This is a genomic window from Peribacillus sp. FSL H8-0477 (assembly GCF_038002765.1).
Taxonomy (GTDB): Bacteria; Bacillota; Bacilli; order Bacillales; family DSM-1321; genus Peribacillus.
On sequence record NZ_JBBODE010000001.1, the window covers coordinates 559,581 to 579,714 of the forward strand.

22 protein-coding genes and 1 pseudogene are annotated in these 20,134 nt (G+C 36.9%); 6 read left to right on the plus strand and 17 right to left on the minus strand.

Annotated elements, in window-relative coordinates; all coding sequences use genetic code 11:
* The first annotated feature begins 50 nt into the window (after positions 1 to 50).
* From MHI18_RS02955 to MHI18_RS02965, 3 genes are read left to right on the plus strand one after another with little or no spacing between them, the layout of a single operon-like run.
* Positions 51 to 797: a metal ABC transporter ATP-binding protein gene (locus MHI18_RS02955; protein ID WP_340845927.1), complete on the plus strand. Its 747-nt coding sequence runs from the start codon at positions 51 to 53 to the stop codon at positions 795 to 797.
* Between the two features lies 1 nt (position 798).
* Positions 799 to 1,653: a metal ABC transporter permease gene (locus MHI18_RS02960; protein WP_340845928.1), complete on the plus strand. Its 855-nt coding sequence runs from the start codon at positions 799 to 801 to the stop codon at positions 1,651 to 1,653.
* A 16-nt stretch (positions 1,654 to 1,669) separates the two neighbouring features.
* Positions 1,670 to 2,590, plus strand: a complete 921-nt coding sequence (locus tag MHI18_RS02965; protein ID WP_340845929.1) for a metal ABC transporter substrate-binding protein — start codon at positions 1,670 to 1,672, stop codon at positions 2,588 to 2,590.
* Between the two features lie 42 nt (positions 2,591 to 2,632).
* Here the strand turns inward: MHI18_RS02965 and MHI18_RS02970 are convergent, their stop codons facing one another.
* From MHI18_RS02970 to MHI18_RS02995, 6 genes and pseudogenes are all read right to left on the minus strand, one after another.
* Positions 2,633 to 5,179, minus strand: a complete 2,547-nt coding sequence (locus MHI18_RS02970) for a leucine-rich repeat protein (protein ID WP_340845930.1) — start codon at positions 5,177 to 5,179, stop codon at positions 2,633 to 2,635.
* A 1,893-nt stretch (positions 5,180 to 7,072) separates the two neighbouring features.
* Positions 7,073 to 7,615, minus strand: a complete 543-nt coding sequence (locus tag MHI18_RS02975) for a TetR/AcrR family transcriptional regulator (RefSeq protein ID WP_340845931.1) — start codon at positions 7,613 to 7,615, stop codon at positions 7,073 to 7,075.
* Positions 7,616 to 7,637: 22 nt separating this feature from the next.
* Positions 7,638 to 8,822, minus strand: coding sequence for an MFS transporter (locus tag MHI18_RS02980; RefSeq protein ID WP_340845932.1), 1,185 nt, complete (start codon positions 8,820 to 8,822; stop codon positions 7,638 to 7,640).
* A gap of 146 nt (positions 8,823 to 8,968) precedes the next feature.
* The gene (locus MHI18_RS02985; protein WP_340845933.1) at positions 8,969 to 9,532 is read right to left on the minus strand and encodes a hypothetical protein; all 564 of its coding nucleotides are present in this window, start codon (positions 9,530 to 9,532) and stop codon (positions 8,969 to 8,971) included.
* Positions 9,533 to 9,574: 42 nt separating this feature from the next.
* Positions 9,575 to 10,180 carry a Type 1 glutamine amidotransferase-like domain-containing protein gene (locus MHI18_RS02990; RefSeq protein WP_340845934.1) on the minus strand — a complete coding sequence of 202 codons (606 nt, stop codon included), beginning with the start codon at positions 10,178 to 10,180 and terminating at the stop codon, positions 9,575 to 9,577.
* 11 nt (positions 10,181 to 10,191) lie between these two features.
* A pseudogene (locus MHI18_RS02995) lies at positions 10,192 to 10,845 on the minus strand (AAA family ATPase); the annotation flags it as partial.
* Between the two features lie 334 nt (positions 10,846 to 11,179).
* On the opposite strand from MHI18_RS02995, the gene MHI18_RS03000 reads away from it, so the two are divergent.
* Positions 11,180 to 11,725, plus strand: coding sequence for a YitT family protein (locus MHI18_RS03000; RefSeq protein ID WP_340845936.1), 546 nt, complete (start codon positions 11,180 to 11,182; stop codon positions 11,723 to 11,725).
* A gap of 7 nt (positions 11,726 to 11,732) precedes the next feature.
* On the opposite strand, the gene MHI18_RS03005 is transcribed toward MHI18_RS03000, so the two are convergent.
* The 11 genes from MHI18_RS03005 to MHI18_RS03055 all read right to left on the minus strand — a co-directional run bounded on the left by MHI18_RS03005 (position 11,733) and on the right by MHI18_RS03055 (position 18,726).
* Positions 11,733 to 12,593: a DUF421 domain-containing protein gene (locus tag MHI18_RS03005; protein WP_340845937.1), complete on the minus strand. Its 861-nt coding sequence runs from the start codon at positions 12,591 to 12,593 to the stop codon at positions 11,733 to 11,735.
* Positions 12,594 to 12,609: 16 nt separating this feature from the next.
* Positions 12,610 to 12,810, minus strand: a complete 201-nt coding sequence (locus MHI18_RS03010) for a DUF1657 domain-containing protein (protein WP_340845938.1) — start codon at positions 12,808 to 12,810, stop codon at positions 12,610 to 12,612.
* A gap of 12 nt (positions 12,811 to 12,822) precedes the next feature.
* Positions 12,823 to 13,173, minus strand: a complete 351-nt coding sequence (gene spoVAE / locus MHI18_RS03015; RefSeq protein ID WP_340845939.1) for a stage V sporulation protein AE — start codon at positions 13,171 to 13,173, stop codon at positions 12,823 to 12,825.
* Positions 13,170 to 14,189, minus strand: coding sequence for a stage V sporulation protein AD (spoVAD, locus tag MHI18_RS03020; protein ID WP_340845940.1), 1,020 nt, complete (start codon positions 14,187 to 14,189; stop codon positions 13,170 to 13,172). The genes spoVAE and spoVAD overlap by 4 nt, the downstream gene beginning before the upstream one ends.
* On the minus strand, positions 14,189 to 14,662 hold the full coding sequence (gene spoVAC / locus MHI18_RS03025) for a stage V sporulation protein AC (protein ID WP_340845941.1): 474 nt from the start codon (positions 14,660 to 14,662) through the stop codon (positions 14,189 to 14,191). Before spoVAC ends, spoVAD begins: the two co-directional genes overlap by 1 nt.
* Positions 14,663 to 14,675: 13 nt before the next feature.
* Positions 14,676 to 15,128, minus strand: coding sequence for a YhcN/YlaJ family sporulation lipoprotein (locus tag MHI18_RS03030; RefSeq protein ID WP_340845942.1), 453 nt, complete (start codon positions 15,126 to 15,128; stop codon positions 14,676 to 14,678).
* A 75-nt stretch (positions 15,129 to 15,203) separates the two neighbouring features.
* Positions 15,204 to 15,407, minus strand: coding sequence for a DUF1657 domain-containing protein (locus MHI18_RS03035; RefSeq protein ID WP_340845943.1), 204 nt, complete (start codon positions 15,405 to 15,407; stop codon positions 15,204 to 15,206).
* A gap of 267 nt (positions 15,408 to 15,674) precedes the next feature.
* Positions 15,675 to 16,166 (minus strand): CarD family transcriptional regulator, encoded by a 492-nt coding sequence (locus tag MHI18_RS03040; protein WP_340845944.1) that lies wholly within the window; start codon positions 16,164 to 16,166, stop codon positions 15,675 to 15,677.
* A gap of 150 nt (positions 16,167 to 16,316) precedes the next feature.
* Entirely contained in the window at positions 16,317 to 17,261 is a 945-nt protein-coding gene (locus MHI18_RS03045; RefSeq protein WP_340845945.1) for a magnesium transporter CorA family protein, read from the minus strand.
* Between the two features lie 117 nt (positions 17,262 to 17,378).
* Positions 17,379 to 18,203, minus strand: a complete 825-nt coding sequence (locus MHI18_RS03050; RefSeq protein ID WP_340845946.1) for an STAS domain-containing protein — start codon at positions 18,201 to 18,203, stop codon at positions 17,379 to 17,381.
* 256 nt (positions 18,204 to 18,459) lie between these two features.
* Complete coding sequence (locus tag MHI18_RS03055; protein WP_340845947.1) at positions 18,460 to 18,726, minus strand: hypothetical protein; 267 nt, start codon at positions 18,724 to 18,726, stop codon at positions 18,460 to 18,462.
* Between the two features lie 218 nt (positions 18,727 to 18,944).
* Between MHI18_RS03055 and MHI18_RS03060 the strand changes: the two genes are divergently transcribed.
* Positions 18,945 to 19,706 carry a class I SAM-dependent methyltransferase gene (locus tag MHI18_RS03060; RefSeq protein ID WP_340845948.1) on the plus strand — a complete coding sequence of 254 codons (762 nt, stop codon included), beginning with the start codon at positions 18,945 to 18,947 and terminating at the stop codon, positions 19,704 to 19,706.
* A gap of 194 nt (positions 19,707 to 19,900) precedes the next feature.
* Positions 19,901 to 20,113, plus strand: coding sequence for a YppF family protein (yppF, locus tag MHI18_RS03065; protein WP_340845949.1), 213 nt, complete (start codon positions 19,901 to 19,903; stop codon positions 20,111 to 20,113).
* Positions 20,114 to 20,134 lie beyond the last annotated feature (21 nt).

Genomic DNA, 20,134 nt, shown 5'->3' on the forward strand with positions numbered 1-20,134 from the left:
TATTGCTTATACACAAAATACACTAAATTAAACGAGAGAAGGTGCTTGGTATGGAAGACATGTATGCTATCAATATTCAAGATTTGTCCGTCTCCTATCATGGTAAACCCGCTTTACGTACGATAAATATCGCAATATTACCAGGATCATTAGTTGGCATCATTGGACCTAATGGTGCAGGAAAATCGACTTTTATTAAGGCATTGCTTGATTTAATTCCTAAAGATAATGGTTCGGTTAGGATATTTGGTAAGACGTTCTCTGAACAACGGCAGCTTGTTGCTTATGTTCCACAGCGTAACAACATTGATTGGGACTTTCCCATCAATGTTTTAGAAACAGTCCTCTTAGGTACCTATCCTAGCTTAGGCATTTTTAAAAGACCTAAAAAAGCCGATAAAGCACGGGCACTTGCCTGCTTAAAACAGGTAGGCATGGAGGATTACCATGACAGGCAAATCGGTGAATTATCGGGTGGGCAGCAGCAGCGTGTTTTTTTAGCAAGAGCCTTAGTCCAGGAACCCGAAATTCTATTATTAGATGAACCATTTGTCGGCATCGATATTCTTAGTGAAGAAAACATGATGAATATCCTAAGAAACCTCAAAGCAACAGGTAAAACCATTCTAGTCGTCCATCATGATTTATCAAAGGTAGACACCTATTTTGAACAACTTCTTGTGCTTAATAAAAAGCAAATTGGCTATGGGGACGTCAAAGAGGTTGTTCGAAATGGGGTAATAAATCAGGCATATTTAGGTCAGCTTTCGATCTTTGAAAAAGCAGAGGTGATGTGAAATGGCGTTTATTGAGGCTGTCATTCAGTATGGGTTTTTACAAAAGGCCTTGTTGACCTCGGTGATGGTGGGGATTATTTGCGGGATTATTGGTTGTTTCATCATTTTACGAGGAATGGCGCTTATGGGCGATGCCATTTCCCATGCGGTCCTGCCTGGTGTCGCTATTTCTTATATGCTTGGAATCAATTTCTTGATTGGTGCCGTACTTTCGGGAATTATTACCGCTATTGGCATTGGCTTTGTCAGCCAGAACAGCCGGATTAAAAATGATATTTCGATTGGTATCATGTTCACTGCTGCTTTTGCCTTAGGAATCATTTTAATCACCCTAATGAAAAGCAGTACCGATCTTTATCATATTTTATTTGGTAACGTGCTTGCTGTTCGTCCGTCTGATATGTGGATAACATTAGGTATTGGTACGTTTGTACTGCTTTCCATCTTTCTTTTATATAAAGAGTTCCTGGTCACCTCTTTTGATTCAACCATGGCAGAGGTTTACGGACTGCCTGTTCGGCTTATCCATTATTTCTTAATGACCCTCTTAACATTGGTTACCGTTGCTTCCCTTCAGACTGTAGGAATCATTTTGGTCGTTGCCATGCTGATTACCCCCGCCGCTACAGCTTACTTATTAACCGATCGATTATCGACCATGCTTTTTTTATCAGCAGGGATCGGTACGCTTGCTTCGATAGCAGGATTATATTTCAGCTTTACCTATAACTTAGCCTCTGGCGCTACGATTGTATTAGTCGCTACTTTCTTCTTCCTGCTGGCTTTCTTCTTCTCTCCAAGACAAGGCTTAATTCGTAAGTTTATCAAAAAAAACAGTGCTGAAATCAGCCGCTAGAAGGGATGTATAACTGATGAGAAAAACCATGAAAGTACTATCTGTCTGTCTACTCTTCTCTTTTTTCTTATTCGCTTGCAGTAAAAAGGAGTCTGAGCATGATCAGCTTCAAGTGGTCACTACCTATTCCATTCTGTATGACATCGTCAACGAAGTCGGTGGAGACTTGGTTGACATCCACAGTTTAGCACCAGTAGGCTCGAATCCGCATGAATATGACCCTCTGCCAAAGGACATTCAAAAAACGACCGATGCGGATATAGTCTTTTATAATGGTTTGAACCTCGAGGCAGGTAATTCATGGTTTGACAAGTTGATTGAAACCGCTGGCAAGTCTGGAAAAGATGGACCCGTATTTAAGATGAGTGAGGGTGTCAGCCCAATGCACCTGACAACAAAAGGCAAAGAAAAAGAAGAAGATCCTCATGCTTGGCTGGATATCAGAAATGGCATTAAATATGCTCAAAATGCTCGTGATGGTTTAATCAAAGTGGACCCCAAACACAAGAAACAGTATCAGCAAAATGCCGATACGTATATTCAGAAGTTAGAAAAGCTTCATCATGATGCCATTGAACAATTTAACAAGATTCCTAAAGAAAAACGTTTCCTCATTACAAGTGAAGGTGCATTTAAATACTTTAGCAAGGCCTATGATTTTGAAGCAGGTTACATCTGGGAAATCAATTCAGAAAATCAAGGAACTCCTGAACAGGTGACACAAGTCGTCGATTTAATAAATAAAAAACAGCTGCCTGTTTTATTTGTTGAAACAAGTATGGATCCTCGCAGCATGGAAGCCGTTTCAAAAGAAACCGGCGTCCCTATCGGCGGCAAGCTCTTTACAGACTCAATTGGAAAACCTGGTGAAGAGGGAGATACCTACTATAAAATGATGAAGTGGAATATTGATACCCTTTTAAAAAATATGAAGTAAAGCCAAAAAGCCTGCAGGTTAACGTCTGCAGGCTGTTTATAGTTATTTTATAGTTATACTTTTTACAGAACTCCAGGGGCCATAATATTTTGTTCCTGACAATGTTTTGTATGATTTTACTCGAACATAATATTTTTTACCCTTTTTTAAAGAATTTATTGTTTTAGATACGGTATTTTTGTTTGTAATTGTTACATTCTTTGTTGCACTACTAGTAAACTTGCTGCTAGTAGAATACTGAATTTGGTACCCTGTAGAAGTAGAAATCTTCTTCCAGTTCACTTTCATACTTGTTGAGCTACTCTTTTTAACACTCGATAATATAACAGTAGCTGGATTTGTTGTAGAAGTGAGAACACTGCTGTAAGATCCATAAAAATTTGTTTTCCCTACGGTTTTATATGAACGAACTTTATACTGATACGTTGTTCCGGCACTTAGTTTGCTAATTGTATAACTGTTCGCGTTACTTGTAATTGTCTTTAACAGTTTACCCTTACTATCATACTGATAGAGTTTATAGCCTGTGACTTCATTTTGTTTATACCATATCAGTTTTAAAGAGTTTGTCCCTCTGCTAGATACTTTTAAGCTTTTTACTTGAGCAGGGTTTACCGTTACATGTCTTTCAATATTTACAGTATTTCCATCCCAGTCCATTACCTTGTACGTTAAGGTGTAGCTGCCCACCTTCGTCGAGTTCACACTTCCGGCAACTTCTATACTTGCTGTCAGTTCTCCATCTTCTGTATCTGTTGCAATCACGCCTTTTGTAACATCAAAGCTATCTCCTACTTTGATTGTGGCAGCTTTGGTCCCTTTAATCATAGGCTTCTCATTACTTCTTACGCTCACTTCTCTTTTTACCTCTGTTGTATATCCATCGCTATCCGTCACCTTGTATGTTAAGTTGTAGCTGCCCACCTTCATCGGGTCAACGCTTCCAGATATCTCTATACTTGATGTCAATTCTCCATCTGCTATATCTGTTGCAATCACGCCTTTTGTAACATCAAAGCCATCTCCAAGTTTAATAGTTACATGTCCTGCCCCTTCAATTACAGGTGGAGACAACCATTTAGCATAAATTGTTACACCTGTTTTAGATTGATCCCAAACTGTTGTGTAATTTTTGTCTAAATGCCAGACAAATAAGTGGTTTTTCTCGGTCCTTCCAAAAGGATCTTCCCCCAAACTCATTAGACTTTTCGGGATGGTTACCCATTTTAATTGGTTATCCTTAAATGCCCCATACCCTATACTCGTCACGCCTTCTGGGATGATTACATTTGATAATTGATTTGAAAAAAATGCAAATCCACCTATACTTACCACACTATTTGGGATGGTTACACTCTTCAATTTATTTTTACTAAAAGTATCATTTTCAATTTTAGTCACACCATGTGGAATAGTCACACTTGTTAGTTGATTATTTTTAAATGCAGATGATTCTATCCTAGTTACTTTTTCCGGTATGGTTACTCTTTTCAGTTGATTATTATTAAATGCAGAAGTCCCTATACTAGTCACACTGCTTGGAATGACTACACTTGTTAGGTGATTATCCTCAAATGCATATGCCCCTATCCTAGTTACTTTTTCCGGTATGGTTACTCTCGTTAATTGATTTTCACTAAATGTATTAGATTCAATACTTGTCAAATTTTCTGGAATGGTTACACTTGTTAGGTCATTATCACTAAATGCATAAGACTCTATATTTGTCACACTGTTCGGAATGGTTGCACTTGTTAGTTGATTCCTATGAAACGCATGGTTTCCGATTTTCGTTACACCTTTTGGAATGGTTATACTTGTTAGTTGATTCCAATGAAATGAATGATCCCCGATACTCGTTACGCTTTTCGGGAGATTTACATTTGTTAATTGGTTCAAAGCAAATGCATATTCCTCAATATTTGTTACATTTTTCGGAATGGTTATACTTGTTAATTTATTAGAAAAAAATGCATAATCCCCTATCTTAGTTACACTTTCTGGAATGGTTACACTTGCTAATTTATTAGAACGAAATGCACCTTCACCTATACTCGTCACGTTATTTGGAATAATCACACCCGTTAATTGATTCCCACGAAATGCTTCACTCCCAATCTTGTTCACACTATTTGGAATGGTTACACTTACTAATTTATTAGAACGAAATGCACGATTTCCTATACTTGTTACACTCTTCGGAATGGTTACGCTTGTTAATTGATTCCCACCAAATACTTCATTCTCTATACTTGTAATACTATTTGGGATGGTTACACTTGTTAGTTGATTATCACTAAATGCACTATCTCCTATACTTGTCACACTTTCCGGGATGAGTACACTTGTTAATTGATTATTACTTAAAGCATGCCTTCCAATACTTGTTACTGCCATTTCATTCAGTTTACTTGGAATCTCCACGTTCTTAGCTTCTCCAAAGTAATCTACAATTTCAACTGTTCCATTTAAAACTTTATATTTGTAATTATCTTCTTGAAGTGTTTCTGCAGACGCCTGAATCATTGAAAGCGGTATAAAACTCAATAACAATATAGAAAATACTATTATCTTTAATATAAATTTCATCGAACTCTCCCCTTTTTGGAAATCAATACTAAAAAATCATTTAAAAACTAACTATACTACTATACAAAACAGGGATACACATTACTAGGTTCAATTGCAAAAAATTTCAAACTATCTGCAAGTATTCATCTAAACTTGATATACTCAAAGATTACTCAAGCATGTAAAAGCAAAATCTATTCCAATGGAAATATTCTTATTGTATGAACGAATAAAGTTGTCAAAGACTTTATTCATAATTTTATGTACCTACTCATAATCCATAGAGGTCTTTAGTATTCTTATTAAACTTTTTCTATAACCACTTACTTATAAATAAAGAAAGAAAAGGTCAAAAAAAGTAATATTTTTTGACCTTTTCTTTATTTTAAAATTTGTAAAGAGAAAATAAGTATGTGTTATAACTCTTCTAAGGGGCTATCCCTTGTTAGCCATACTATTAAAAATAACGGTAGTGTCTACAAACGTACATTGGGAAATGGAAACAGTCCCTTCTATTTCTGTATAACTGTCGCAAGCCCAACCTTAAAGTAAATATACCAGTTTCCATCGTGGGATTACCAATAGTCTTTAGCTAGATGTCTAAGCTTATCCCGTGTAAAGATCATAGTGCTTTTCTTTTGGAATTAAGCACCTAACTAAACAAAACTATAATTATTTATCTCTAATTTCTTTTAAAAGTTCAATTATTAGTTCATTTTTCTTGTTAATAGATTTTAGATTGATTTCTATGATATTTGTAGATATAAATAAAACAATCAAAATGGCAATTCCCACAAACAACAATTCATATCACCTCCAAAAGGATATCATTTACAGTATACCATTAACCACTAATTACCATAAAAAGTTATTAATTAATACAGTAAACTTGGAGTTATATTTAATTTTGTTAAATTCGTTAACGTTTTTAATAATTGTTTTTGCGATTAAATATACTCAAAACACTTAAAAGAATTGCGATACTAACATAATAAATTAAACCTTCACTAGTAAATCCAAATTTATAAAAGATAATCGTAGCAATAATAAACACACTCGTTAAAATTATTTTATAAGTCCAATATTTATTCATGCTCTTCACCTCAACTTAATCATAAAATTTTGATATCTAGTTTTGCTTGACCCTTTATAGTTCTAATCTTTATAGGAGTCAATTTTAAGCCGTCCGTTTTTATTGATTTTGCCGAAATGTAGAATTATTAAGAGAGATGGACAGGTCTGTTACTTATTTAAAAATATGAAGGTTGCATATACACAAGTAATTTGTTCATTTAAATAATATTGATATATGAAATTAATCTACACTCCTTTTTATGACTCTTCCATTTTATAGATTTTTTATAACTTTTAACACAAAATATAGTTATGATTACCTTACCTTACCTTTTATTTTGTGTGAAATATCAGCTCAAATCAAATATCATTCTAGGAGCTATTGGTTAAATACACGTGATAAGTGCAATTTCTAATTACCAATGATGGAAGGAAACTATCTAATTGGATATCGTACATCAGATTACATTATTTTTCTGCAATACAACTTTCTCACCTAAAATCATCATATCGAATAAAAAGAAATAATTTTTGATATATATTGCTAAGGTAACTGCAAGTAGTTGAAGAGATGGGAATAGCATCAGATGAATAGCTATATAGATCTTTAAATAAAATAAGAGAGTCCCTATGAGGGGATTCTCTTATTTTATAGACAAAAGAGGTTCGGAATGGGTTTCATTCCGAACCTCTTTTTAATTTTTTGAGCGGGAACAAGCTGGTCTAGTGTTACCATTTCAAGGGGGTTTCAAAAATACTCCTTATTTTGCAGTTTACGATCAAGTTTTCAACCAATACAAAATAGACATCCGTATAAAAGAGTGTGCTTAGTTTGTTCTATTCTAATTTCTTCGTCCAAGCCGAAAGCTGTGAAAATACTTTTTCTCTCATTTCTTTCTCTAATGGCGCCATCCCGAATAAATCGGCATACCATAGGCCATCTGATGCTAGTCTGATAATGTTTGCTGTGACCGGATCAAGACCTTCATTTTCCATTTTTTCTTTCCATGTACGGTAATGTTCTTGTAAACATTCGAGCATTTCAGGATTGGTAAATAGGGACGCATGCATCCCTGAGCTAATTTCCAGCCCTTCTTCTAACTCCTTAAAAGTTGCTTCCAGAAAGGCTCTGCTGTACTTCCCCGTTTGAATAGGATCTACCGTCGCTCGTCCTTCGACATCTTCAACAAATGTATTGGAACATCTTGTAACCATACCATCGATTAAGGATTCTTTATTGGGAAAGTGGTACAGAAGGCCGCCTTTACTTACTCCTGCCTCTTTCGCTGCTGCTTCTAGTGTCAGTTTTGCAACACCGTCCCTGCGGACAATGGCAGCCGCTGCATCTAAGATTTTTTCAGGCTTTGTTCGTTCATTCATTTCGTGACAGCTCCCTGTACCGTTATCCTTCTTCTATTTTTCCAGATGACTTCCACATGACTGTCATCACAAATCCGACCATCAGAATAGCACCTGCAAAAATATAAGGGAGATTTAGATTTATATCAAATAAAATACCAGCTAATGCAGGCCCGATAATATTGCCAAGGCTTGTATACGTTGAATTCATTCCAGCGACAAAGCCTTGTTCATTACCTGCAATTTTTGATAATAAAGAAGTGATTGCAGGACGAAGGATATCGCATCCTAAAAATACAATAAAGGTAACTGCCATAATCATTGCATAGCTGCTTACAAAAACTGACACGAACATAAAGACAGATGCCATAACTAAGCTGACCTGTATTAATTTTTTCTCACCCAGCCATTCCACTAGTTTTCCGAAAAATACAACCTGAGCAATGACACCAAAGACTGCTCCAACCGTTATAATGACGGAAATATCCTTTGGCGTAAAACCAAACTTTTCATCAACAAATAAGCTGAACATTGTTTCATAAGCTGCTAATCCGAATGCTAAGACGAAAACAATAAGTAAAGGAACTAAGTACTTGGGCTGGAAGGACTTTTTCAATTCGGACCAAATATTGACCTTTCCACTTGACTGGCTGCCAGCCGCTAATTCTTCTTTCGTTAATGGTTCTTTAAGAATAATCATAGAAAATAGAGCGGCAGCGAGTGCAATAACGGCTGCAAAATAGAACGGTGCACGAACACCAATTTCTGCGATAAAGCCGCCAATTCCCGGCCCAATAATAAATCCGGCACTGATGCTTGCAGAAACATAGCCTAGTACTTTCGGACGTTCTTTAAGCGTTGTAATATCCGCTACAAAAGCAGTAACTGCAGGCATGATGAATGCAGCGCTGATTCCGCCTAAAATCCGTGATAAAAACAGGAGACTTATATGACTGCCTACAGCAAAAATCAGCTCAGATAAAGAAAACAGAAATAAGCCAAAAACAATCATCGGCTTCCGTCCAACTTTATCGACCCAAACACCAGTAAATGGTGAAGCAATTAATTGAGCTAACGCAAAGGCTGCAACAAGATAGCCCATGATCTCTCCATTTAAGCCTAATTCCTTGATAAAGGATGGCATAACGGGAATAACCAAACCAATTCCAAGGAAGGCAATAAATAAATTGCATAATAATAAAACAAGTGAAATCTTTTGATTCTTCATACAGACTTTTCCCCTATTCTAGTTATCGTATCTGAATGTTCCCAAGGGAAACAAATAGTCTTTTTAGTGTACCGTCCAGACGGTTTTTTAGCAACCAACAACTATACACAATTTAACACCTGCAAATGTTTTTCTTCCCCTGATTATCATGATGATAAGTTGATATTTTTATACCAATATTCCCACTGGCCCATCGGCTCTGCTCGTACATGTACATATAAGACATCCACTTCATCAGGATTCACATTTTGGGGTAAAGAAAAAACATATTGAAATTCCTTCAGGGTATTCATTTTAAAAATTTGTGGTTTCCATCGAGAATCATGTTCTTGATGTAAATATTCTTGAACCTCCTCTAGTAAGTAATCACCTTCTTCCGTTCTTAACTCTGTAAGTTGATTATCTTTTACACTCTGCATTTCTTCATTTTTCGGTATAAAAAAAACGATAAAGTCTATTGGATATCTAAATTTATCTAACCGATCCTTCCAATTTCCATTCAAGACAAAATGATTGTTTTCCTTCTCCACATGAACCTGCAAGGAATCTGGTGTGGTTTTATAATTAAAATGATAGGAATAATAACTAATAAAAGCGATGATTAAAAAGATAGGACTGAAACATAACAAAGAGAACCAGCGACTTTTTTTCCAGATTTTAATTCCAAGAAATAATGAACCAATGAAAACAATGAATACGATAATCGACATTTGTATCCTCGCTCCCTTTTCGTTTTATAATGACTGGGAGAGTTAAACAATAAGAAATTGATTATCTGCTAATCTAGTTACTTCGCAAGCATAGCATTGCTCAAAAACATCAATACGATCGGCAATCGTTTGGCCATGGGGATCATTGAATAAGTCCTCTCTGTTACTATGGGGAAACAGAGAGAGATTAACTAGCTTCAATCCAGAAAGGTCTTGGAGGTTCCGCGCATTCATTTCTGGTGTAAAAAATTCAGCAATCTCAATATTATTCCCGAGAACCATCGCTCCAGCACTAACGCCGATAAGTACTTGTTGATCATTCAGATTACGAATCACTTGGTCAGCTCCGCTCTGTTTTAAATGATAAAGCAAATAAAAAGGATTCCCGCCATTGATATAAACACAATGATAGTTTGTTAATTGCTGGGCTTCATCAAACTCGATATCTATATAGTCAACTTTTGCAAATCCCATATTCACTAAATCTGCTTTAGCTTTTCTCGCATAGATATTTTGTTCTTTCTGTAAGGAAGCAGTAGTCAGAATGCATGCTTTCATTTGTACTGGGTCATTTTCAAACAACAAGAGAAAGTTGGCTGCTATATCGTCTGTGGACAAACCATTTGAAGTCAGCATAATTTTCGGCATGAGACCTCTCCTTACTCATCATCTTCTTTAAAAATATCATTCAAGAACTTTTCCCGATGGTTTAGAAAATACTTAGTAATTTGATAATGATCGGTATTTTCATAGTTAATCGGCGTGATTTGACCTTCGTCAAAGCTGAGAATATCAGCATCTGGATAGCCTAGTAAAATGGGCGAATGAGTGGCAATAATAAATTGCGCTTGTCTGTCTTTTGTTAGGTCATGCAGGATTCGTAATAGCGTTAGCTGTCTTGATGGGGAAAGAGCCGCCTCTGGCTCGTCAAGCAGAAAAATAGATTGTTCTTTAAAGCTGTGAAGAAATAACGATAAAAAGGCTTCTCCATGTGATTGCTTATGTAAAGATTCCCCACCATACTTTTGAAATCCAGTTTTATCGACTTCTTCAAGATAGGTAGCGAAGTGATAAAAAGACTCCGCACGTAAAAAGAAGCCATTCGATACCTTTGGGAGCCAGGACAGACGAAGGTGCTGAGCCAAATCTGAAGAAGAAGCATGCACATCATAGGTATGATCCTTCCCGCCGCTGGCTGTATTGAAACCGCAGACATCGGCAATGCCCTCTAGTAAAGTAGACTTGCCCGAACCATTTTCTCCAACAAAAAATGTAACGCTCTTTTTCAGTTCAAGTTGTTCCATGCTGTTAATGGAAGGAATGGAAAGTGGATATTCCCGAAAGCTAGAGATTGAATCACGTAAAAGGGTTACTTTTTTTAGAAACAAGAACTTTCACCTCTTATCTTTTTTCTACTACTAGAATTAGTTTACTAGTTTTTTATTATTCCATCATGTTTTAAAGAAACACATCATATATTCCTTTATAAGACAAGGGGGATTTATATGAAAACAGTATTCATAGAAACACTAGAGAGACACATCTTTTCGGTTCTGTTAATTGTTTGGTTTTGGGTATGTGTTTGGGGAATATCAGTCTTATAATTATCTAAAGCGGGTGAAACTTATTGTACAAAAAATAATTGCTATGCTCATTGGAAGCTTTCTTGTAGGGAGCGGGATTAACGGATTTTTAGTTCCGTATCATCTTCTTGATGGAGGAATAATTGGACTAGCTTTAATTCTTCATTATTTTTTTGAAGTATCTGCAGGATTTTGTATGTTCATTCTGAGTATCCCGCTCTGCGTCTTTGCTTGGACAGAAAACCGGGCTTATTCATATACTAGCTTTCTTGGATTGCTTATTTCTTCAGCCATGATCGACTGGCTTCGGCCATTACAAACCCTCTTTTTAGTTCCCATTGCACTCAGTTCAATTTATGGAGGGATCTGCATCGGTGCAGGTATTGGACTTATGCTACGATACGGTACAAGTACTGGTGGTACCGATTTGCTTGCAACCTATTTATCAAAGATGTATTCCATGAATGCAGCTCTTATTATCTTTCTGCTTGATGCAATCATAGTTACTGCAGGGTCAATTACCTTAAACGCAACCAGCTTTCTTTATTCCTGTTTAATGATCTTTATTGCAGGCTTAATGACTTATCTCTTTAAACCCACTGAAATATAGAATTTAGTTAACTTTTCAATATAGGTTCTATTTTATCAATGGCATGTTGAATTTTCAAACTATTTTCTTCGTACATCTCCTTTGCTTCTATTGAATCTGTACTGAGGGCAAATAACTCCAAATCAGCTTGACATTTTTTTAATGTCGCCCACAATAAGGGTCTTTCCTGTGGAGAGGCTACCTTCAATTTGTCATCATATAAATCGACAGTTAATTCACCGTATGTATTAATTTGTCCAATAAAAACATTTTCAACAGTAACCCCTTGCTTTACCAGCTCTGTTTTTAGCCATAATCTACTGCGTCCGGCTGTGGACAGGGGTTCATCTAAAATTTCTCCATCCATAATAATCGTTTCCGATCCTTTTATGGGCGCTAATTTCATGTTCAAGTCCTTTGCGGTCAGCGGCTGATTTTCTTTTTTCAACAAGACATTTAAATCGCCCGTAGCTTCTAAAATAGCATACTCGACATCACTGACATTAAAGACATCCTTTTTTCGCAGTAATTCTAATAATTCGTCAATCGTATATTTTTCTTTATACATGTTTTCTTCAAGTACTTTCCCATCCTTAATGAAGACTGTCCCTTTTCCTTCCACAATATTACGAAAAGATTTACTCTTCATAGAAATAAAACCAGCTACAAAAGGAGCGAGTGAAAAAGTAGCAATGGAAACTACTCCGTTAAAAAGACTGTGTTCAACTTTTGTCGCTAATTCTGCTCCAATATTCCCAATGGTAATCCCAGTTATATATTCAAAAAGAGATAGCTGCGATATTTGTTTTTTTCCTAATAATTTTGTAATGATAAATAACACAATTAAGAAGAAAAATGACCGAAACATGACATTAATCCAATCAGGCATCTTGTTACCTCCTACCCTAAAAACCTTTATATTTTTCCCGTTCTAATAACCCAACCCGTTTCTGTAAGTCTTCAACGGTTTCATGGACAAGCAGGACCGCCTCATTCAGTGTCTTTTTCGATTCTTCTTCTACTGTTCGTAATGCTATACCTGATAAATTAGCCTCTGCTCCTTTAAGACTCGCGAGGCATTGTTTCACATCTGATGCAATGGTCATTTCGATTTCATCCTAACCTTTTGGTTTAAAAAGAATGGCACCAATCATCCCAAATATTATTGCGGCTGATATACCGGCACTTGTGACTTCAAACATCCCGGATAAAATACCGACCAGACCATGCTTTTCAGCTTCCTCCATGGCGCCATGGACTAGTGAATTACCAAAACTGGTAATTGGTACGGTTGCACCTGCTCCCGCAAAGTCGATAAATGGTTCGTATAAACCAAAGCCGTCCAACACAGCTCCAACCACTACAAAGGTACTTAAGGTGTGCGCTGGTGTAAGTTTAAATACATCAAACATAATTTGCCCAATCACACAGATCAATCCGCCGACAACAAACGCCCAAAAATAAATCATGGTGTATTTCCACCTCCATATTCAATTGAAACCGCATGTGCGATACATGGGATGCTTTCCTTTTGTTGAAAAGATAAGGGAGATAATAAGGCTCCAGTTGCGACAACCAAAATTCGTTTAAGTTCCCCTTTTTTCATCCGATTTAACAAATGACCATAGACAACCGTTGCCGAACAGCCTGCCCCGCTGGCACCCGCAAGAACTGGTTGGTCCGATTTATAAATTAGTAACCCGCAGTCACTATAAAAACTGTCATCGATTGGTATCCCTTGTTTTTTAAATAAATCCAATGATACTTCATGTCCAATTTGTCCAAGATCCCCTGTAACTATTAGGTCATAATAGGAAGGATCGATATTTCGATCTGTTAAATGGGCAGTGATTGTATCAACGGCAGCCGGGGCCATCGCACCACCCATATTAAATGGATCGGATAAACCCATGTCAATGACACGCCCTATCGTTGCGGAAGTTACTCTTGGACCTTCGCCTTTATCACTTAACAGTGCCATTCCAGCACCAGTTACTGTCCACTGTGATGTAGGAGGCTTTTGTCCGCCGTATTCAGTTGGATAACGAAACTGTTTTTCAACGGCAGCATTATGACTAGATGCACCTGTTAAGACATATTTCGCTCCTTTTGCATTGATAATCGCTGCTCCTAACGCTAAGCCCTCCATCGAGGTGGAACAGGCACCAAACAGTCCAAGATACGGCACCCCAATGGAACGTGAGGCGAAACTCGTCGGCGTTATTTGATTAATTAAGTCACCCGCTAAGAAAAATTGAACGTCTTCCTTTTGAATGCCGCCTTTTTCTATCGCTTTTTGCGCAGCTTCCTCAATCATAACTCTATGAGCCTTTTCATACGAATCCTCTCTCAACCACAAATCAGAGTGAAGAAGATCAAAGTCTTCCGCAAGAGCACCGTTGGCTTCGAATGGTCCTCCCACCGTACCAGTTGAAACAATGACTGGCTTTTGATCAAAAACCCATGTACGATGTCCTCTTAGCATTAAAAACCACCCCACATGATAACAATCGTTTTTATAAACGAGACAACAAATGCAGAAAAAACACCGAATAAGATGACTGATCCTGCTAGTTTAAACATATTGCCGCCAACACCTAATACAAAGCCTTCTGACCGATGTTCGATTGCAGCAGAAATGACCGCATTACCGAAACCTGTAACTGGTACCGCTGATCCTGCCCCGCCAAACTGTGCAATACGATCGTATACCCCGAATCCAGTGAGAAGCATGGAAATGAAAATCAACGTACCCACTGTAGGATTTCCTGCTGTTTGTTCGGTGAAATTAAAGTTATGAATATAGAAACTCTGAATTCCTTGCCCGATTAAGCAAATCAAACCACCGGTTAAGAAAGCTTTTAAACAATTAGTAAGAACAGGTCGTTTTAATTCTCTTTGTTTTTGTACCTCTTGATAATCCTGTTGAGCTGGGGTTAATTTTTTCTTTTTGGACATCCCTAGGCCTCCTTTAAGGTTTTTCATTCATTAATTTTTTTAGATCTTTATGTTCCTTTTTCAAAGTTTTCGTATCAAGCTTATTTTTTTCTATTTTAGATTGTAGCTTGTCTATCTCTAAAAAAATCTTTGAATCAGCTGTTACCTCTACCTTATGATTAGGAAATGTTTTCTTAAGTTTCGATTTTACTTCTTTAACTGTTTTCTTAATATGAAGGCGATCAAATTGTTCAATTTCTAAAGCAACTAAGAGCTCCTTTTCTGTATTGACCGCCTTAACATTAGATACATCTTTACGTTTCTTGATTTCTTCCCTTGCGGTTACAGAAGGAGATTGGGAAACTACGGTTTTTGAATGAACATTTGTTACTGAAGGTTTTGGGTCTGATTCTTTCGCATTCTGATCCGTACATCCTGCCAAACTCATCATTACGACAAGGGATAAAAGAATTTTAATATGTTTCATAAACACTTACCTCACTTTTTTATGCGGCGTATAACTAAAAAAAGCTTGGCTGTGAACCAGCCTTTTCACATAGAGTTATTCTTTATATTGTGGTTCTTCCTGTTCAATTTGTTTAATACGAGGAGAAATAGTATTTACAATTTCCTGCGTTTGCTGGGCTGCTTCCTGATACAATGTTTTGGCTTGCTGATTGTCTGTACTTAGTGCAAACGTTTCAAAACTTGCTTGAGCACTTTTAAGTTCAGCAACTGCAGTTTTCACCTGATTAATCACGGTCATTTTCATTCCTCCTTTATATAGCCTATTTCTTTAATAGAATGACAAAATACGGATAGGTTTATTCTTTCTAATTTTTCCCACATCAGTTGAAATATTTCACTCTGTTCTTTCCCCTCTACTATGAGCGGGGTTTTCACATAAAAAAAGACCCCATTATGGAGTCATTCCTTAGAATATGAACAAAACTAGATGAAGTCGGGCTTGTTTAAACTACGTGTTCAAACGCAAAAGAGGTTCAGAATGTATCATTCCGAACCTCTTTTGCGTTTATTTACCAATTCTATGATTTAATAAATCAATTGCTTGATCTTCGGTTATTCCATTTATGAGTCCAAGTTCGCTTGAAAGAAATTTCCGTGCATTCCCAAGCATTGATTTTTCACTTGAATTGAGTGTTTTTTCTTTATTCATTCGCATTAAATCGCGTAAGACTTCTGCACCTTCTTGAATTTTACCTGTTTTCATTTTTTCCATATTCGACTTATACCGTTCTTTGAAATTCAGAGTTCGGTCCGTTTCACCGTTATGAAATAAGCGAAGAACGTTTTCAAGGGTAAGAGTATCTACTACTTTTCGTATGCTGAAATTTTTAATTTTCCCGACAGGAAGCATAACTTGTATCTTATTTGGCATTTGCAGAACATAATACTGATGAACCTCTCCTTGAATTTCTTTGTCTTCAATTGATTCAATTATACCTGCTCCGTGCATCGGATAAACAATCTGATCGCCAATTTGAAACAAATAACGCACCCCCATATATAGTAACTACGTTAATCATATCACATTTTTCTATTTTTAACAAATTTATTATAATATCATATTTTCAAAACTTAAGTCAATCATTTAATCTTGAATTTTTAACTTTTTTATCTTACTTATTTTTATATTCCGAGGGCACTATTCTAGCTATTCAAAGAACGAATTCTTCTTTCTGGCTCGTAAGATATCTCCCATCCAACCCTTTTTTTTCAAATACAGATAAAGTGCCAATGTATTAATGACTATAAGGATTACAGAAATCAAATAACCAAACTGCCATTTAAGTTCTGGCATATGCTTAAAGTTCATCCCCCATAACGCACCCCACGCCATTACCGGAGTAAACAATGTGGTTAATAACGTTAATGTTTTCATAATTTCATTTCCTCGGAGGGAAGCCACCACATTTTCAAGATTGACCATCGATTCAATTTCTTGTTCGTATTCACGTAAAAGTGTCTTCGTACGTTGTATGCGAAGCTTAGTTCGTTTAAACTGGATTGACTCTTTAATTTCTTCTCCAAAAGCTTCCTCTAGAGCAATAATAATTTCCATCACCGGGACGACTAAATTTTTCCACACTAACAATTCATGCCGGCAATCAGCTATTTTCTCTAAAATTTCCTTGCCGTTCTTCGCTTTTACATCCCATAATAAATTATTGATTCTTTGTTCGAAGTGGCCTATCTTAATTAAAAATGATGAAATGATTTCACTTAAGATAATCATAAGGCCGTCAATTGGTGTTTCGACGCGGTCTAATAGATGGATAAGATCTTCTCCACTGATATCATCCAATAAAGAAAAATCTAGATATCCGGTTATTAAAAATTCATTTGTCAGGTAAAAATGAAATGTATGCTGTTTCTCTTTCTCCTCAACATCCTGTATATAAACAAGCGAACCCCAGATTGCTTCCTTTCCTTCATCTGCTATGTGTAATCCAAGATTTATCGATTTTTTGGAAAGGGTATTCTCCACCCATTTTTCACATTTTTTAGTCGTGCTTATCAACTGGTGTAATTGATGTTCATTGGTTAAATCCAGCTCATGCCACTGCCATCTATTCTGATTAAACGAATGTTCGCCCATAAGTTCCTCCAGTATCTCTCTTATTCACTCAATTCTTGCTATCCTATTAATTTCCCTTGCAGGTTTATATATATCTATTAAAAAGAGGCGCGCCAGGTATAGCGCGCCTTCTGTCATTTATTTACGCAAATAATCAAGTGCTTGATGAAGACTGGAAAACGTTAGGGTTGAATTAAATTTAATGCCGAACCCAACCATTGTTTGAGCAATTTCCGGCCTGATCCCTGTCAATGTTGTCTCGATTCCAACAAGTTTTAATGCCGCAATCACTTTAAAAATTTGATCCGCTACCATGGTATCTATAATAGGGACCCCAGAAAGATCAATAATGATGTAATCTAAGTTATGTTGAGTCCCTTGTTCAAGGGCTCGATCCATCAAAACTTGTGCTCTTTTGGTATCTAGGTCACCAACAATCGGTAGCACACCTGTTTTTTGGGTGACACGAACAAGCGGAATCGCAAGTTCATTCATTGCATACTCTGCCGACATAAGTTTAGCTGTATAACTCCTAGTATAAGAAATACTTAGCCAATAAACAGCCTCATCCACTACTGCATCGAATTGAGAAATAACTTCGTAAAATACATCAAGGCTAAATTGGTATTTTTGCGCTTCATTCTTAATAATATGACCTATGGTGTCACGGTAGAACCGAACTTCCTGTATCGCTACATCCAGCGGGAGCTCTAGTTCAACTAGTAAATCAACCAACTTTCCTCCCCACTGCTTTAATCGATCTATGGTTTCTTCATGGTCCTTAGAAATGGATTGTCCATAAATATCAATTAAATTCTCTCTCCAAGAGGTTAAAGAATCCGTAATCGTTTTACTATAAACATGCTCATCCGCTGCTTCCCGCTGCAGAGCTAGTTCTGACTTTCTTTTGAGTATAGTATGGGTTAATGCCTTAAATTGTCCTTCTAATTGGTTAGTTTCCATTGAATCCTCCTACAAACAAGTATCGAGAAACAATAACAAGTTTTTTTATTCCTTGTTTCTTTCTAAAGAGATCGTATTCCCATCTCCTCGATATAGATATATACCCAGATTTATAAGCAAGTTAATCCTTTTTCACCGACATGAGCACATTTACGGAATAAAAAAGAACCTCTAATGAAGACTTCCCTTTAAAAAAGGATATCTCCATTAGAGGCAGTTGTGTATCATTCATGTCATTTAATTAAGTCTGTTGCTCTTAGAAGAAAAAGAACGGCAAGAACGCAAGCGTTGCGATAGCACCTAATGCAAATCCTGCTGCTGCTCCTCCCCAACCATAGCCATAGCCGGGACCATAATAACCGTAGCCATAGCCGCCAAAGTTCCTTCTTCCGCCATTCATCGGCCGAAGATACACTCTATTTCGATCCACTCGCTCGACGATGCCTCTATGCACCGCACCCTGTTTCGTCCGTATTTCGACTGGTCTGCCTACACCTTGACGTAACGTGTGATAATGATTCATTCAACCTAACCTCCATTCACTTCTCGATTATCATATGTACAAAGTGATTTTCCTGCATGGACATACACACAGGAAATGGAAAAAGGACCGTCCATTTAGTTAGAACGACCAAGGATACCCCTTATATTACATTTGTAATACGAATAAATAATACATGATACATTTTGTTGATGCATACATAATCTAATGTACTGACGTGCAGGAGAGGAGACCCAAAGATGAATGATTCTTACCAAGATGCATTAGCTTTTTATGGAATTGACGGCGCACATCCAGGCGGGTTTCAACTGACTAAACAATTACTTCATGATGAGAAAATTACCCCTTATACAAAAGTACTTGATGCAGGCTGTGGAACTGGTCAAACTTCCGCTTATCTCGCAAAAACGTTTTCTTGTCAGGTTTATGCCCTCGATCAGCATCCAAACATGCTTAAGAAAGCGAAAACCAAATTTAAAAAAGAACACCTCCCCATTCACCTTATCCAAGGATCGCTCGAGAAGCTCCCTTTCTCTGACCAATTCTTTGATTTAATCGTCGCAGAATCTTCAACGGCTTTTACTAACATCCCTAAATCTCTAAGTGAATATGGTCGTGTCCTGAAACCAAATGGTGTTCTTCTTACCATTGATATGACCGCTGAGCCTCAACTTGAACTTGAAGCAAAAACAGAGTTGATTCAGTTTTACGAAATTCAAGACCTTCTCACTGAAAAAGAATGGCTCCAAGCATTAAAGCGTTCTGGGTTTAAACAAATTCAGATACTAAAGGCAAACACCGTGCTTAATGAACTCATGAATATGGAATTGGACGTAAATGATGACTATACACCACCCTCTTTTTCCGCCGATTCTTCGCTTGAACACATTATACTTACGCATCAAAATCTTACCCTTTCCTATGGTGATCGACTGGGTTATCGTGTATTTCGTGCGGGTAAAATAGATCTTCCGTATCAACCGCACAAAACGAACTCATAAAACAACCCATTTTTTTTGGAAGGAGACCTTGAGGAGTAACCAACTCTCCAGTTTATCAAAGTTTCCTTCAGAGCTTTTCTCTTTCAATACATAGTTAAGCTCAAGCGAAAAATGTAAATAAATGTCTGAAGTTTGAATTATGAAAAAATTAGATATCTCTTAGTTACGTGTTATAGTTCCAGAGGAGTTATTTATTGGAAAAAACGAAAGGGAGGTTATTCCCAATTATTGAATTACTCATCTCACACTTTATCTCCTATAAAAACCGGAAACCTACACATGCTGATGAATTACTGGATTACATTCAAGAGCAGTATGCAACTGGAAATCTATCTGCAGCCAACTACAAACACCTCTATTCAGAACTCGATAAACGAGGAGCGAAAAAAGCAAAATTCATTAAATAATCCTCAAAAAAAGCCTCCTGC

What these genes read in the sequence shown, in the direction of transcription:
- MHI18_RS03055 (WP_340845947.1), bottom strand. Translation starts at nt 18,726, where the DNA reads ATGAATCATTATCACACGTTACGTCAAGGTGTAGGCAGACCAGTCGAA.
- MHI18_RS03040 (WP_340845944.1), bottom strand. Translation starts at nt 16,166, where the DNA reads ATGGGGGTGCGTTATTTGTTTCAAATTGGCGATCAGATTGTTTATCCG.
- MHI18_RS02980 (WP_340845932.1), bottom strand. Translation starts at nt 8,822, where the DNA reads ATGAAGAATCAAAAGATTTCACTTGTTTTATTATTATGCAATTTATTT.
- MHI18_RS02990 (WP_340845934.1), bottom strand. Translation starts at nt 10,180, where the DNA reads ATGCCGAAAATTATGCTGACTTCAAATGGTTTGTCCACAGACGATATA.
- MHI18_RS02965 (WP_340845929.1), top strand. Translation starts at nt 1,670, where the DNA reads ATGAGAAAAACCATGAAAGTACTATCTGTCTGTCTACTCTTCTCTTTT.
- MHI18_RS02960 (WP_340845928.1), top strand. Translation starts at nt 799, where the DNA reads ATGGCGTTTATTGAGGCTGTCATTCAGTATGGGTTTTTACAAAAGGCC.
- spoVAD (WP_340845940.1), bottom strand. Translation starts at nt 14,189, where the DNA reads ATGCTAAGAGGACATCGTACATGGGTTTTTGATCAAAAGCCAGTCATT.
- MHI18_RS03060 (WP_340845948.1), top strand. Translation starts at nt 18,945, where the DNA reads ATGAATGATTCTTACCAAGATGCATTAGCTTTTTATGGAATTGACGGC.
- spoVAE (WP_340845939.1), bottom strand. Translation starts at nt 13,173, where the DNA reads ATGATTTATTTTTGGGCGTTTGTTGTCGGCGGATTGATCTGTGTGATT.
- MHI18_RS02985 (WP_340845933.1), bottom strand. Translation starts at nt 9,532, where the DNA reads ATGTCGATTATCGTATTCATTGTTTTCATTGGTTCATTATTTCTTGGA.
- MHI18_RS03050 (WP_340845946.1), bottom strand. Translation starts at nt 18,203, where the DNA reads ATGGAAACTAACCAATTAGAAGGACAATTTAAGGCATTAACCCATACT.
- MHI18_RS03010 (WP_340845938.1), bottom strand. Translation starts at nt 12,810, where the DNA reads ATGACCATTGCATCAGATGTGAAACAATGCCTCGCGAGTCTTAAAGGA.
- MHI18_RS03035 (WP_340845943.1), bottom strand. Translation starts at nt 15,407, where the DNA reads ATGACCGTGATTAATCAGGTGAAAACTGCAGTTGCTGAACTTAAAAGT.
- MHI18_RS03005 (WP_340845937.1), bottom strand. Translation starts at nt 12,593, where the DNA reads ATGCCTGATTGGATTAATGTCATGTTTCGGTCATTTTTCTTCTTAATT.
- MHI18_RS02975 (WP_340845931.1), bottom strand. Translation starts at nt 7,615, where the DNA reads ATGAATGAACGAACAAAGCCTGAAAAAATCTTAGATGCAGCGGCTGCC.
- MHI18_RS02970 (WP_340845930.1), bottom strand. Translation starts at nt 5,179, where the DNA reads ATGAAATTTATATTAAAGATAATAGTATTTTCTATATTGTTATTGAGT.
- MHI18_RS02955 (WP_340845927.1), top strand. Translation starts at nt 51, where the DNA reads ATGGAAGACATGTATGCTATCAATATTCAAGATTTGTCCGTCTCCTAT.
- MHI18_RS03045 (WP_340845945.1), bottom strand. Translation starts at nt 17,261, where the DNA reads ATGGGCGAACATTCGTTTAATCAGAATAGATGGCAGTGGCATGAGCTG.
- MHI18_RS03030 (WP_340845942.1), bottom strand. Translation starts at nt 15,128, where the DNA reads ATGAAACATATTAAAATTCTTTTATCCCTTGTCGTAATGATGAGTTTG.
- MHI18_RS03000 (WP_340845936.1), top strand. Translation starts at nt 11,180, where the DNA reads ATGCTCATTGGAAGCTTTCTTGTAGGGAGCGGGATTAACGGATTTTTA.
- spoVAC (WP_340845941.1), bottom strand. Translation starts at nt 14,662, where the DNA reads ATGTCCAAAAAGAAAAAATTAACCCCAGCTCAACAGGATTATCAAGAG.